This is a genomic window from Bradyrhizobium sediminis, assembly GCF_018736085.1.
Classification (GTDB): Bacteria; Pseudomonadota; Alphaproteobacteria; order Rhizobiales; family Xanthobacteraceae; genus Bradyrhizobium; species Bradyrhizobium sediminis.
On the sequence record NZ_CP076134.1, the window covers coordinates 813,539 to 826,260 of the forward strand.

Annotated in this window: 11 protein-coding genes; 6 read left to right on the top strand and 5 right to left on the bottom strand. The window is 63.9% G+C overall.

Annotated elements, in window-relative coordinates; all coding sequences use genetic code 11:
* Positions 1–80 precede the first annotated feature (80 nt).
* Entirely contained in the window at positions 81–1,289 is a 1,209-nt protein-coding gene (locus KMZ29_RS03870; protein ID WP_215622529.1) for an acetyl-CoA C-acetyltransferase, read from the top strand.
* A 157-nt stretch (positions 1,290–1,446) separates the two neighbouring features.
* Positions 1,447–3,669, top strand: a complete 2,223-nt coding sequence (locus tag KMZ29_RS03875) for a 3-hydroxyacyl-CoA dehydrogenase NAD-binding domain-containing protein (protein WP_215622530.1) — start codon at positions 1,447–1,449, stop codon at positions 3,667–3,669.
* Positions 3,670–3,844: 175 nt separating this feature from the next.
* Here KMZ29_RS03875 and gstA read toward each other — a convergent pair whose 3' ends face one another.
* Entirely contained in the window at positions 3,845–4,459 is a 615-nt protein-coding gene (gene gstA, locus KMZ29_RS03880) for a glutathione transferase GstA (RefSeq protein ID WP_215622531.1), read from the bottom strand.
* Between the two features lie 129 nt (positions 4,460–4,588).
* On the opposite strand from gstA, the gene KMZ29_RS03885 reads away from it, so the two are divergent.
* From KMZ29_RS03885 to KMZ29_RS03895, 3 genes are all read left to right on the top strand, one after another.
* A complete protein-coding gene (locus KMZ29_RS03885; RefSeq protein WP_215614572.1) occupies positions 4,589–5,077 on the top strand; it encodes a MarR family winged helix-turn-helix transcriptional regulator in 489 nt (162 codons plus the stop codon).
* 96 nt (positions 5,078–5,173) lie between these two features.
* Positions 5,174–6,544, top strand: coding sequence for a glutamate--cysteine ligase (locus KMZ29_RS03890; RefSeq protein ID WP_215622532.1), 1,371 nt, complete (start codon positions 5,174–5,176; stop codon positions 6,542–6,544).
* Between the two features lie 100 nt (positions 6,545–6,644).
* A complete protein-coding gene (locus KMZ29_RS03895; protein ID WP_215622533.1) occupies positions 6,645–7,199 on the top strand; it encodes a PAN domain-containing protein in 555 nt (184 codons plus the stop codon).
* A 37-nt stretch (positions 7,200–7,236) separates the two neighbouring features.
* Here the strand turns inward: KMZ29_RS03895 and KMZ29_RS03900 are convergent, their stop codons facing one another.
* The 3 genes from KMZ29_RS03900 to tldD form a co-directional block, all read right to left on the bottom strand.
* Positions 7,237–7,809 (bottom strand): nucleotidyltransferase family protein, encoded by a 573-nt coding sequence (locus tag KMZ29_RS03900; RefSeq protein WP_215622534.1) that lies wholly within the window; start codon positions 7,807–7,809, stop codon positions 7,237–7,239.
* Between the two features lie 129 nt (positions 7,810–7,938).
* Positions 7,939–8,709 carry a signal peptidase I gene (gene lepB, locus KMZ29_RS03905; RefSeq protein ID WP_215622535.1) on the bottom strand — a complete coding sequence of 257 codons (771 nt, stop codon included), beginning with the start codon at positions 8,707–8,709 and terminating at the stop codon, positions 7,939–7,941.
* Entirely contained in the window at positions 8,709–10,133 is a 1,425-nt protein-coding gene (gene tldD, locus KMZ29_RS03910) for a metalloprotease TldD (RefSeq protein WP_215622536.1), read from the bottom strand. Before tldD ends, lepB begins: the two co-directional genes overlap by 1 nt.
* A 294-nt stretch (positions 10,134–10,427) precedes the next feature.
* Between tldD and KMZ29_RS03915 the strand changes: the two genes are divergently transcribed.
* Complete coding sequence (locus KMZ29_RS03915) at positions 10,428–12,056, top strand: carboxylesterase/lipase family protein (RefSeq protein WP_249779820.1); 1,629 nt, start codon at positions 10,428–10,430, stop codon at positions 12,054–12,056.
* Between the two features lie 9 nt (positions 12,057–12,065).
* Here KMZ29_RS03915 and KMZ29_RS03920 read toward each other — a convergent pair whose 3' ends face one another.
* On the bottom strand, positions 12,066–12,626 hold the full coding sequence (locus tag KMZ29_RS03920; protein WP_215622537.1) for an invasion associated locus B family protein: 561 nt from the start codon (positions 12,624–12,626) through the stop codon (positions 12,066–12,068).
* Positions 12,627–12,722 lie beyond the last annotated feature (96 nt).

Genomic DNA, 12,722 nt, shown 5'->3' on the forward strand with positions numbered 1-12,722 from the left:
GAATCTTCCGCGGTCCCTGATCGATCCGCGACAACTTCCAATTCTTCTATATATTATGATCCTCATACAAGGAGGGCGTCATGCCTGAGGCCTATATCTACGATCATGTTCGCACGCCGCGCGGCCGCGGCAAGCCCGATGGCGCGCTGCATGAGGTGACTGCGCTGGCGCTGGCGACGGCGCCGCTGAAGGCCCTCAAGGAACGCAATAACCTCAAGAAAGACGTCGTCGACGACGTCATACTGGGTTGCGTCGATCCGGTCGGCGAGGCGGGTTCGGATATCGCGCGCTTCGCGGCGCTGAAGTCCGGTCTCGGTGAAGCCGTTCCCGGCATCCAGATCAGCCGGTTCTGCGCCTCGGGCCTCGATGCCGTGAATTTCGCGGCCGCCCAGATCATGAGCGGCCAGCATGAACTCACCATCGGCGGCGGCGCCGAATCGATGAGCCGCGTCGGCATCGGCGCCTCCGGCGGCGCCTGGCCGATGGACCCGTCGATGGCGGTGCCGGCCTACTTCATGCCGCAGGGCGTGTCGGCCGATCTGATTGCCACCAAGTACGGATTCTCGCGCGACGACGTCGACGCCTATGCGGTGCAGAGCCAGCAGCGCGCGGCGAAGGCCTGGGAGGAAGGTCGCTTCAAGAAATCGGTGGTGCCGGTCAAGGACATCAACGGCCTCACCATCCTCGACAAGGACGAACATATGCGCCCGACCACGACGATGCAGTCGCTCGGTCAACTGCAGCCGTCATTCGTGGCGATGGGACAGATGGGTGGCTTCGATGCGGTGGCGATCCAGTCGCATCCGGAAATCGAGCGCATCAATTACGTCCACCACGCCGGCAATTCGTCGGGAATCGTCGATGGCGCCGGCGCCGTCCTGCTCGGCAGCAAGGAAGCTGGCGCAAAGCACGGCCTGAAGGCGCGCGCGAAAATCCGCGCCTTCGCCAATATCGGCTCGGAGCCGGCGATGATGCTGACCGGTCCGGTCGACGTTACCGAAAAGTTGTTCGAACGCTCGGGCATGAAGAAATCGGACATCGATCTCTTTGAGCTTAACGAAGCCTTCGCCTCGGTGGTGCTGCGCTACATGCAGGCCTTCGACATCGACAGTTCCAAGATCAACGTCAATGGCGGCGCGATCGCGCTCGGCCATCCGCTCGGTGCCACCGGAGCGATGATCCTCGGCACCGTGCTCGATGAGCTCGAGCGCACCAACAAGTCGACCGCCCTGGTGACGTTGTGCATCGGCGGCGGCATGGGCACCGCGACCATCATCGAGCGGGTGTGATTCATGTAGGGTGGGCAAAGCGAAGCGTGCCCACCAGAATCCACGTCGATTAGCAATGGTGGGCACGGCGCGAAGCGCGCCTTTGCCCACCCACCGATCAGAGACCAGAGACAACCGCCGCGCCTACAGGGGCTGTCGGCATCGAGGGAGCAACCACATGGCCTTCAAGAATTTCAAGGTAGAGACCGACGCCGACGGCATCGTGCTGGTGACATGGGACACCCCGGGCCGTTCGATGAACGTGCTCGACGAAACCTCGGTTGTCGAACTCGAGGAGATCGTGAAGCAGACCTCGGCCGACGTCGCGGTGAAGGGCGTCGTCATCACCTCGGGCAAGGAAGCGCTGTGCGCCGGCGCCGACCTGTCGATGCTCGAGGGCATGAGCCAGCAGTATGCCGGGATGCTGAAAAGCAAAGGCGAGGTCGCGGCCAACCAGATGCTGTTCGACCAGAGCCGCCGGTTTTCGCAGGTGTTTCGCAATATCGAGACCTCCGGCAAGCCGTGGGTCGCCGCGATCAACGGGCTGGCGCTCGGCGGCGGCTTCGAACTGACGCTGTCCTGCCACTACCGCGTTGCCGCCGAAAATCCCAAGACCCGCCTCGGACTGCCCGAAGTCAAGGTCGGCCTGTTCCCCGGCGCCGGCGGCACCCAGCGCGTGCCGCGCATCGTGTCGCCGCAGGATGCGATGCAGCTGCTGCTGAAGGGCGAGGCGATCAATCTCGCCAGGGCCAAGGCGCTGAACCTGATCCACGCCATCGTTCCCGCCGGCGAGATGATCAAGGCGGCCAAGGACTGGATCAAGGGCGGCGGCAAGGCGGTCGCGCCCTGGGATGAGAAGGGCTTCAAGCTGCCCGGCGGCCCGGTCTACTCCAAGATGGGCATGCAGATGTTCCCGGCCGGCAACGCGATCTACCGCCGCGAGACCTTTGACAATTATCCGGCGGCGCGCGCCATCATGAGCTGCGTCTATGAAGGCCTGCAGTTGCCGATCGACGCGGCATTGCGCGTCGAATCCCGCTACTTCACCCAGGTCCTGCGCAGCAACGAAGCCGCGGCAATGATCCGCAGCCTGTTCCTGTCGATGCAGGAATTGAACAAGGGGGCGCGGCGTCCGCAGAACGTGCCGCCGACCAAGGTCAAGAAGCTCGCCGTGATCGGCGCGGGCTTCATGGGCGCCAGCGTCGGCTACGTCTCGGCCCGCGCCGGCATCGACGTGGTGCTGATCGACCGCGACCAGGAGAGCGCCGACAAGGGCAAGGGTCATGCCAAGGCCGTGATCGACGACCTGATCAAGAAGGGCCGCGCCAAGGAGAGCGACCGCGACGCCATCCTCGGCCGCATCAGCGCCACCGCCGACTACAATGTGCTGAAGGATTGCGATCTCATCATCGAGGCGGTGTTCGAGGACAGGAAAGTAAAGGCGGAAACCTATGCCAAGGCGCAGCCGCTGCTGAAATCCGACGCGATCTTCGCCTCCAACACCTCGACGCTCCCGATCAATTCGCTGGCGGAAGAGTTCAAGGACCAGGGCAAGTTCATCGGCATTCACTTCTTCTCGCCGGTCGAGAAGATGATGCTGGTGGAAATCATCGTCGGCAAGAACACGGGCGACGTCGCGCTCGCGACCGCGCTGGATTACGTGCGCGTGATCGGCAAGACCCCGATCGTGGTCAACGACAGCCGAGGCTTCTTCGCCAACCGCTGCGTGCTGCGCTTCACCGCCGAAGGCCTGGAAATGCTGATGGAAGGCGTGCCGCCGGCGATGATCGAGAACACCGCCAAGATGGCCGGCATGCCGGTCGGGCCGCTGTCGCTGTCAGACGAAGTGGCGCTCGATCTCGTGCTCAAGATCATGAAGGCGACCGAAGCCGATCTCGGCGCTAATGCCATTGACCAGAGCCAGAAGAAGCTCTTGGTCGAGATGGTCGAAAAGCAGGGCCGCTTCGGCCGCAAGAACGGCAAGGGCTTTTACGATTATCCCGAAAAGGGCAAGGGCCAGAAGAGCCTGTGGACCGAGCTTGGCGGCCTGCAGCCGAAGCATCTCGATCCCGATACCCTCGACATCGAGGAATTGAAGCAGCGTTTCCTGGTGGTGCAGGCGGTGGAAGCCGCGCGCACCGTCGAGGATCACGTCATTACCGACATGCGCGAGGCCGATGTCGGCTCGATCCTCGGCTTCGGCTTCGCGCCGTTCACCGGCGGCACGCTGTCCTATATCGACTTCATGGGCACCAAGAAGTTCGTCGAACTGTGCCACAAGCTGGAAGCCAAATACGGCTCGCGCTTCACGCCGCCGAAACTGCTGGTCGAGATGGCGGCCAAGGGCGAGACCTTCTACGGCCGCTTCCCGCCGAAGAAGCTGGCGGAGAAGGCGGCGTAAGATTGACTCGTCGTTCCGGGATGGTGCGTTAGCACCAGACCTCAGGTGTGCAATTGCGCACCGGGGAATCTCGAGATTCCGGGTTCGATGCTTCGCATCGCCCCGGAATGACGGAAAACAAAAAAAGGGCCGGATCGTCGATCCGGCCCTTCGCTTTATCGCTATCTGCTAACCCTTACGCCGCCTTCATCAGGCCTTCCTTGGTGAGGGCTTCCTGCACCTTCGGGCGCGCTGCAACGCGGGCCTTGTAGGCGAGCAGGTTCGGCATCGCGGAGAGGTCGAACTTCATCCGGTCGGCCCAGGACAGCATGGTGAACAGATAGCCATCGGCGACGGTGAACTGCTTGCCCATCAGGTAGTCGTGGCCGGCAAGCACGCCGTCGAGGTACTTGAACTTGCCCATCACGCGGTCCTTGAAGAACGCCTTGGCGTCGTCGGCCAGCACCGGTGAGAACATCGGGCCGAAATTCTTGTGCAGTTCGGTGCCGACGAAGTTGAGCCACTCCAGAAGCTTGTAGCGTTCGGCGCTGTCGCGGGCGGGCGCGAGGCTCTTGGCCGAAACCTTGTCGGCGATCATCTGCACGATGACCGGGCCTTCGGTCACCAGATCGCCGTTGTCGAGCGCGAGCGCCGGGACCTGGCCCTTCGGGTTGATCTTCAGGTAGTCGTCGCCGTTCTCGAGCTTCTTGGCGCGCAGATCGACCTTGACCAGGTCGTAGGGAATACCTGCTTCCAGCAGCGCGATATGGGGGGAGAGCGAGCAGGCGCCGGGCGAATAATACAGTTTCATCGGAATTTTCCTTCCCTGGAAGTATTGGCTATGCGAGACCGGCTGATTAAATGCATCTGCATGAATAGTCAAGATTGATGCAGCTGCATTTATTGCGCTACACTCTGCGCTGACGCTATGGACCGGGCCATGAAACGCAAACCATCGACCGAGGCGACCGCCGCCTGGATCCGCCTGATGCGGGTCCAGAGCCGGGTGCTCGACGCCGTCGAGCAGGATTTGAAGAAGGCCGGCTTTCCGCCGCTGGCCTGGTACGACGCGTTGCTCGAACTGTCGCGCGCGCCGTCGGGCGAGATGCGCCCGGTCGAGCTGGAAAAGCAGATGCTGATACCGCAATACTCGACCTCGCGGCTGATCGACCGGCTGGTGGACGAGGGCCTGGCTGCGCGGCGCGAATGCAAGATCGACAAGCGCGGCCAGTTCGTCGAGATCACCGAGGCCGGGCGCGAACTGCAGAAGAAAATGTGGAGCGCCTATTCGGCCGCGATCGAAAAATACGTCGGCTCGAAATTGTCCGATACGGATGCCGCCAAGCTCTGCGGTCTGCTCGACCGGCTGGGCTGCTCCTGCGGCGAGGCGCAGGCGCTCGCCGCGAGAGATGGCGCGCCCGCCCGATGATATCATTTTCACCTCAAGCATTCCCGGACCGGTCGGTCCGCGGATGCCCCCGACACCGCGCGCATTCGATCGAAGCGCCTTTCATCCGGAATCTTTATGGCGCGTGATCAGATCGATATGACGCCGCTGCAATCGCGCGACGAATTGGTTGCGTGGTTGTCGGCGGGCGTGAAGCCAAGTTCCGAGTTCCGGATCGGGACCGAGCACGAGAAGACCCCGTTCACGCTCGAGGGCCATCATCCCGTGCCTTACGAAGGCGCGCACGGCATCGGCGCTCTCCTGGAGGGCATGCAGCTATTGCTCGGCTGGGAACCGATCATGGAACGCGGCAACATCATCGGCCTGTATGATGTCACCGGCGGCGGCGCGATTTCGCTGGAGCCCGGCGGGCAGTTCGAATTGTCCGGCGCGCCGGTCGAGACCGTGCACCAGACCCAGTCCGAATTGATGGCGCATCTGGCGCAGGTGCGCGAGATCGCAGCCCCCCTCGGCATCGGTTTTCTCGGGCTCGGCATGACGCCGTCATGGTCGCGGGCGCAGATCCCCATGATGCCCAAGGGCCGCTACAAGATCATGACCAACTACATGCCGAAGGTCGGTCAGTACGGCCTCGACATGATGTACCGGACCTGCACGGTGCAGACCAATCTCGACTTCTCCTCGGAAGCCGACATGGTCAAGAAGCTGCGCGTTTCGGTCGCGCTGCAGCCGGTCGCCACCGCTTTGTTCGCCAATTCGCCGTTCACCGAGGGCAAGCCCAACGGATACCTGTCGTTCCGCTCGGAGATCTGGCGCGATACCGACAATGCGCGCGCGGGCATGATCCCGTGGGCGTTCGAGGACGGCATGGGGTTCGAACGCTGGGTCGACTATGCGCTCGACGTTCCCATGTATTTCGTCAAGCGCGGCGACGACTATATCGACGTCTCCGGCTCGTCGTTCCGCGACTTCTTCGACGGCAGGAATTCCGCGTTTCCCGGCGAGCGGCCGACGCTGTCGGACTGGGCCAACCACCTGTCGACGATCTTCCCCGAGGTGCGGCTGAAGCGATACCTGGAGATGCGAGGCGCCGACGGCGTGCCGTGGGGACGGCTGCCGGCGCTGCCGGCGTTTTGGGTCGGCCTGCTGTACGACGACACCAGTCTCGATGCCGCCTGGGACCTGGTGAAGCACTGGAACGCCGCAGAGCGTCAGGCGCTGCGCGACGACGTTCCGCGTTTCGGCTTCAAGGCGAGAATCAAGGATCGCTATCTGTTCGAGATCGCCAAGGAATGCCTGACGCTGGCGCATGCCGGCCTGAGGCGGCGCGGCCGCATCGATCATCTCGGCCGCGACGAAAGCCGTCATCTCGAGCCACTGGACCAGATCATCGACTCCGGACAGGTTCCCGCCGAGGAGATGCTGGCGAAATTCCACGGTCCCTGGCACGGCTCGGTGGAACCGGCCTATGACGAATACGCTTTCTAGGACAAACTGTTGAAGAGCGTTCATCCACCGTACAGGTTGATGGCGTTCAAATAGGCAGCCGCATAACTTGCGGATCAAGTCTGGTCGGAAGCGTCAGCATATGGGGACAGGTCGCCTGCTCAGGGCGTGTATGGCTACGCTCGCCCTCCTGGCGGCCGTTGTTGCTACGTGTCCGGCGCAGGCGCAGGCCAATTTCGACCGCCCGGGCGGCGATTACCTGAGCTCGCCGGTCCCCTCCGGCGATCCAGCGGATTGCGCCCTGGTCTGTGAGCGCGACCGGCGCTGCCGGTCATGGAGCTTCAACTATCCGACCGATGTCGCCGGCGGCGCGGTGTGCTGGCTGAAGAGCAATGTGCCGGCGCGCGTCCGGGACAATTGCTGTGTCTCCGGCGTGCGCGGCGCCGGCGTGGTCGAGCCGCGCAACGACGCCGTCGAAACCTCGATCGACCGGTTCGGCGGTGACTACCGCAATTTCGACCTGAAAGGCGGCGACGGCGAAGACGCCTGCAAGGCGGCCTGCACCGGCGACAACAAGTGCCGGGCCTGGACCTACGCCCGGCCGGGCTATGCCGGCAGGGCCGCGCACTGCTTCCTGAAAAAAGACATCAAGCCGCCGCGGCGCAAGGCCGGATTTATCTCGGGCGTGGTGCGGTAGGTCCGTCGTCCCAGGCTACGTGGCACCGCCGCGTCGCCTACGCTGCATCCGCCAGAAGCACCGTGATCTCCGGCCAAAGTCTCTTCCAGCGCGCGGCCTTCGCCTCATAGTTGGCTTTCGAGAAGTTGAGTCCGGGATTCGGCCGCACGATCATGCCGGCGATGTCGTCGAAGCCGTCGGGTGCATAGATGTCGTGACCGTCCTGCGTGCGGCGAATTCCCACCTTCGTATTCTTGGTCAGGAAGCGGTCGATGCCTTCTATCGAAGACGCCAGCGCCGGGTAGGGCAGGCCGTGCTTCTGCGGATACCAGAGATGGACCCGCGCCTGATTGCGCACTTCGACCTTGACGCCGAGGTTTGCGAATTGGCTCTGCAATTGCCGGATCACGGCATCCTCAGCCTGCCACGAGGTGTCGGGATCGAAATAAAAGACGTCATAGTCGCTGATGCCGTAATCGGGCGCGCGGTTGGTCAGCCCATTCCAGACGGTCTGCACCAGGCATCCGGCGACGATCCACGCATCAGGCAGCCGCAGATGGAATAGCTGATCCGATATCGCGGTATTGACCGGATTGCGAAGCGCGGCGGCGAGGAAGTCGGATTGGTTCATGGGCTGAGCGCTCGGTCTCTCACTCGTCATGCCCGGGCTTGACCCGGGCATCCACGTCTTCCTCTCCGAGAAGCCTGCAAAGACATGGATGGCCGGGTCAAGCCCGGCCATGACGAAACAAATTGAGGCTCAATGCACCGCGGTGAAAAACCGCGCGACGCGGAAGCCCGACAGCCAGGTCCAGACCGGCTGGCCGCGGATGCCGAGGTCCCAGGAGCCGACCACGGCGTCGGCGCGACCGACCAGATTGTCGAGCGGTAGCAAGCCGACGCCGCCGTCGCGCACGGCCACGCGGCTGTCGGCGGAATTGTCTCTGTTATCGCCGAGCACGAACAGTTTTCCCGGCGGCACCGTCACCTCGGGCGTGTTGTCGAGCCGGCCGTTGTCGCGCATCTTGAAGATCGCGTGGCTGACGCCGCCGGGCAGGGTCTCGATATAGCGATAGGCCGGTTCGCCACCGCCGGCATCGTCCTCGGATCGGCCGATGCCGTCCGGCTTCAACTCGGCCGCATAATCGTTGATGAAGAGCTGGCCCTGCCGCAGCTGGATGCGATCGCCGGGCAAGCCTACCACGCGCTTGACCCAGGCCTGCGAGCGGTCACCCGGCCAGCGGAACACCACGACGTCGCCGCGCTTCGGCGTGCCTGCGAACACACGGCCGGTCTCCGGCAGGTTGATCTGGATCGGCAGCGAGGCGGCGCCGTAGCCATAAGGGAATTTCGACGCCAGCAGCGCATCGCCGATCAACAGCGTCGGCTCCATCGAGCCTGACGGCACATAAAACGGCTCGGCGAGCGCGCCCTTGGCGACGAACACGACCATCACGATCGCCGCGAGCTGGACGGCCTGGGCGCGCCAGCCGGCCGCCTTCGGCGTGACCGATTGCCTGTTGATGCTCACTAGCCGGTGCCTCCGACCGTGATTCGCTCCATCCGCAGCGTCGGCTGGCCAACGCCGACCGGCACGCCCTGGCCGTTCTTGCCGCAGGTGCCGATGCCGGAATCCAGCGCCAGATCGTTGCCGACCATGGTGATGCGATGCAGGTCGGTCGGCCCGTTGCCGATCAGCATCGCGCCCTTCAGGGGCGCGCCGACCTTGCCGTTTTCGATTTTATAGGCCTCGGTGCACTGGAACACATATTTGCCCGAGGTGATGTCGACCTGGCCGCCGCCGAAATTGGCGGCGTAAACGCCGTTCTTGACCGAGGCGATGATCTCGGCCGGATCGCGATCGCCCGCCAGCATGTAGGTATTGGTCATGCGCGGCATCGGCACATGGGCATAGCCCTGGCGGCGGCCGTTGCCGGTCGGCTTCATGTTCATCAGCCGGGCGTTCTGGCGGTCCTGCATGTAGCCGACCAGGATGCCGTCCTCGATCAGCACGGTGCGGCTGGTCGGCGTGCCCTCGTCGTCGATCGACAGCGAGCCGCGCCGCGAGGCAATGGTGCCGTCATCGACCACGGTGACGCCCTTGGCAGCGACCTGCTGGCCCATCAGGCCGGCGAACGCCGACGTCTGCTTGCGGTTGAAGTCGCCCTCGAGCCCGTGGCCGACCGCTTCGTGCAGCATCACGCCGGGCCAGCCGGCGCCCAGCACCACGTCCATTTCACCGGCAGGTGCCGGCACCGATTCGAGATTGACCACGGCCTCGCGGATCGCACCGTCGGCGGCCTCGCGCCAGGCCTTGGTCTCGATGAAGCGGGCATAGCCCTCGCGGCCGCCATAGCCCTTGCTGCCGCTTTCCTGGCGGTCGCCTTGCCCAGCGACGACGGAAATATTGACGCGCACCAGCGGGCGGATGTCGCGATAGCTCTCGCCGTCGGGACGGAGGATTTCCACCACCTGCCAGGTCGCGCCCAAGCTGACCGTCACCTGCCGCACCCGCGGATCCCGGTCGCGGACATAGGCGTCGATCTCGGCCAGCAGTTTCACCTTGGATTCGAAGCCCGGCGCATCCAGCGGATTTTCGTCGCCATAGAGCCGCACATTGGTGTGGGCCGGGGCGGCGGCGAAATTGCCGCTATAGCCGCCGCGCACGGCATGAACCGCGTCCGCGGCGCGGATCAGCGCCGGCAGCGAGACGTCGGAGGAATGGGCATAGCCGACCGCATCGTCCTTCACGGCGCGCAAGCCGAAACCCTGCGAGGTGTCATAGGTGGCCTGTTTCAGCCGGCCATTGTCGAACATCAGCGCTTCGGTCTGGCTGTATTCCAGGAACATCTCGCCGTCGTCGGCCCCCGCCAACCCGCGGGCGACCTGATGGCGCACCTGGTCGCGGTCGAGATTGGCGCGGTCGAGCAGAGAGGTCGTGGGAGGATTGGTCATGCAGGCTCCGATGCAAATTTCTTTTCCTGTCGTCCCCGCGCGCGCCTGGGGCGGGACGACGTTGACTGAAGATAGGTACTATAGCGGCAAATGGGGAGGGTCTGTGACGCGGAGGGTTGGCCCTCACGGCAACTTGTCACACCCTCTCGCCGATCCCGTCCAAACTGTGGGAGACATTGTCGAGTTCGATGCAGCCTGCCTTCCTTCACGGAATGTTTATTCCGGCGGCCTAATCAGTTCCCTTAATGCCGGCGCCACTGGTGCCGCTTCGTCCAAGAGGACAGGGGGGATCATTTGCGCGAGATAATTTCGATCAGCCGGCTTCAGGCGATTGCCGCCGCTTCCTTGATGCTGTGCGGAGCCGTGTCGCCTCTGCAGGCCGCTCCGACATCGGCGGATCCCGTGGTGGTCGTGACAGACAAGGGCGCGGTACGCGGCGCCATCCGCAATGGCGTGCGCGAGTTCAAGGGCATCCCTTACGCCAAGCCGCCCGTCGGCGAGTTGCGATGGAGCATGCCCGAACCGGCGGCAGCATGGAGCGGCACGCTGGATGCCACGAAGTACAAGAGCTCCTGTCCGCAGGCCGAACGCTACGGCATTCCCGAATCGAGCGACAACGAAGATTGCCTCCATCTCAATGTCACGGTACCCAATTCGAAGACTTGGCGTGGCCGCAAGCGCGCGGTGATTGTCTGGATTCATGGCGGCGCATTCGTCGGCGGCTCAAGCGCGCTGTATCCGCTGGACACGCTGGCGAAGTCCGGCGACGTCATCGTGGTGTCGATGAATTACCGGCTCGGGGTCTTCGGGTTCACGGCGCATCCGGCTTTCGAGGCCGGTCACAATGGCGGATATGGCCTGGAGGATCAGCGCGCGGCGCTGCGCTGGGTGAAGCAGAACATCGCCGCCTTCGGCGGCGATCCGGAAAACGTCACGGTGGCCGGCGAATCAGCGGGCGCGGCCGGCGTGTGCATGCACATTCTGGCGCCGGACGAGACCGCGGGCCTGTTCCAGAAGGCGATCGTCCAGAGCGCCGGCTGCGCCACGCCGCTGCCGACCGTCGAGCAAGGCAGCAAGACCGGGCAGAAGATCGCAGCATTGGTGGGCTGCAGCGATGACGCGGTCGCGCTGACGTGTCTTCGCGGCAAACCGGTCAAGGAGCTGCTTGCCGCCGCCGCGACCGTGGCGGGCTCCAGCATCGTCACCTTCCTGCCCGTGACCGGCACCAAGACCGTGCCGCTGCCGGGGGCGCAGGCTCTCAAGGCCGGAAAATTCGTCAAGGTACCGATGATCATGGGCGGCACTCGCGACGAACTCAGGCTTTACGTCGCCTATGCCGTCCAGGGCGGCCAGTCGATCACCAAGGACAATTATTCCGCGCTCCTGAAGGACACCTACGGCAAGAATGCCGACAGCGTGGTCAAGAGGTATCCGCTGCGCAGCTATTCATCCGCCCCGTCGGCCCTTGGCACGGTCTGGTCCGACTTCCGCTCCGATGTCGGGATCAACAACTGCATCTATCTCGAAACGTCCAAGCTGATCAGGAAGTCGGCTCCTGTCTACGCCTTCGTGTTCGGCGACCGCGACGCGCCGCCGGTCACCAAGGATCCGGGCTTCGAGATGGGGGCGGTTCATTCCTCGGAATTGCCCTATCAATTCCCGCATTTCGACAACACGACCAGGATCGCCGGGCCGGATTTGAAGCCGGCCTCGCAGAAACTGGCCGACCGGATGGTGGCCTACTGGACCAGCTTTGCAAAAACCGGAAAGCCAAGGGCGCCCCGATCTCCGGCCTGGCATCCGTTCAGGGCCGACTTCATGGTGATGAATCTCGCTCCGAGGAAGCTTGGTTACTTCAACGCGAGCAACGCCCATAACTGCAAATTCTGGAAGACGCTCTATCCGGAGGTGCTCACGCAGTGAGCACGGGCGTTATGGCAACTTGTCGTAGCCCTCGCCGATCCCGTTCAAGCTGAGCGGGAATCCGATGCCCTCTTCCGGGGTCTCGAAGATAATGAAGGTTGCTGTCTTGGCGGTGCGGAGCTGGCCGAGCAGCTTGTCGTCCATCACCACTTCGGCGACGCAGCCGTTGGGCAGGCAGCGGACAAATCCGGCGCGGCCGACGTCGACATTGTCGAGTTTCAGGCCGAGGCCGGAGGGCAGCAGCACCCCGAGCGGCGCCACCACCCGCATCAGCTTGCTCTTCTGGTCGGCGGTTTTCAGCACGATCACGGTGAGGCCGGCATTGGAGCGGTCTTCCGCCACCACGCTCTGGATCAGGGCGCATTGCTCGCCTTGGGCACCCGGCGGGGTGTCGCAGCGGATCTGCCAGTCGCCATGGACCGAGCGCACCGCGCCTTGCGCGCTGGCGGCCGCAGTCAGGCCGAGCAGAAGTGCGGCGGCGAGGCCTGCGGCGCCCAGCCCGCTGAAGGCGGCCGGAAATATATTGCCGAAGCGTGCCGCGCTTCTCGCCCTGTGTTTCGAAAGCCCCATCCGGGTCAATCCCTTGTTTCCCTTAAGGCTCGGTCCGAGCCATGGACTGATACGGCAATGACGGCGCCTTGAAGGCGATCTTCGAGGCCTCTGCGC

What these genes read in the sequence shown, in the direction of transcription:
- KMZ29_RS03870 (WP_215622529.1), top strand. Translation starts at nt 81, where the DNA reads ATGCCTGAGGCCTATATCTACGATCATGTTCGCACGCCGCGCGGCCGC.
- KMZ29_RS03875 (WP_215622530.1), top strand. Translation starts at nt 1,447, where the DNA reads ATGGCCTTCAAGAATTTCAAGGTAGAGACCGACGCCGACGGCATCGTG.
- gstA (WP_215622531.1), bottom strand. Translation starts at nt 4,459, where the DNA reads ATGAAACTGTATTATTCGCCCGGCGCCTGCTCGCTCTCCCCCCATATC.
- KMZ29_RS03885 (WP_215614572.1), top strand. Translation starts at nt 4,589, where the DNA reads ATGAAACGCAAACCATCGACCGAGGCGACCGCCGCCTGGATCCGCCTG.
- KMZ29_RS03890 (WP_215622532.1), top strand. Translation starts at nt 5,174, where the DNA reads ATGGCGCGTGATCAGATCGATATGACGCCGCTGCAATCGCGCGACGAA.
- KMZ29_RS03895 (WP_215622533.1), top strand. Translation starts at nt 6,645, where the DNA reads ATGGGGACAGGTCGCCTGCTCAGGGCGTGTATGGCTACGCTCGCCCTC.
- KMZ29_RS03900 (WP_215622534.1), bottom strand. Translation starts at nt 7,809, where the DNA reads ATGAACCAATCCGACTTCCTCGCCGCCGCGCTTCGCAATCCGGTCAAT.
- tldD (WP_215622536.1), bottom strand. Translation starts at nt 10,133, where the DNA reads ATGACCAATCCTCCCACGACCTCTCTGCTCGACCGCGCCAATCTCGAC.
- KMZ29_RS03920 (WP_215622537.1), bottom strand. Translation starts at nt 12,626, where the DNA reads ATGGGGCTTTCGAAACACAGGGCGAGAAGCGCGGCACGCTTCGGCAAT.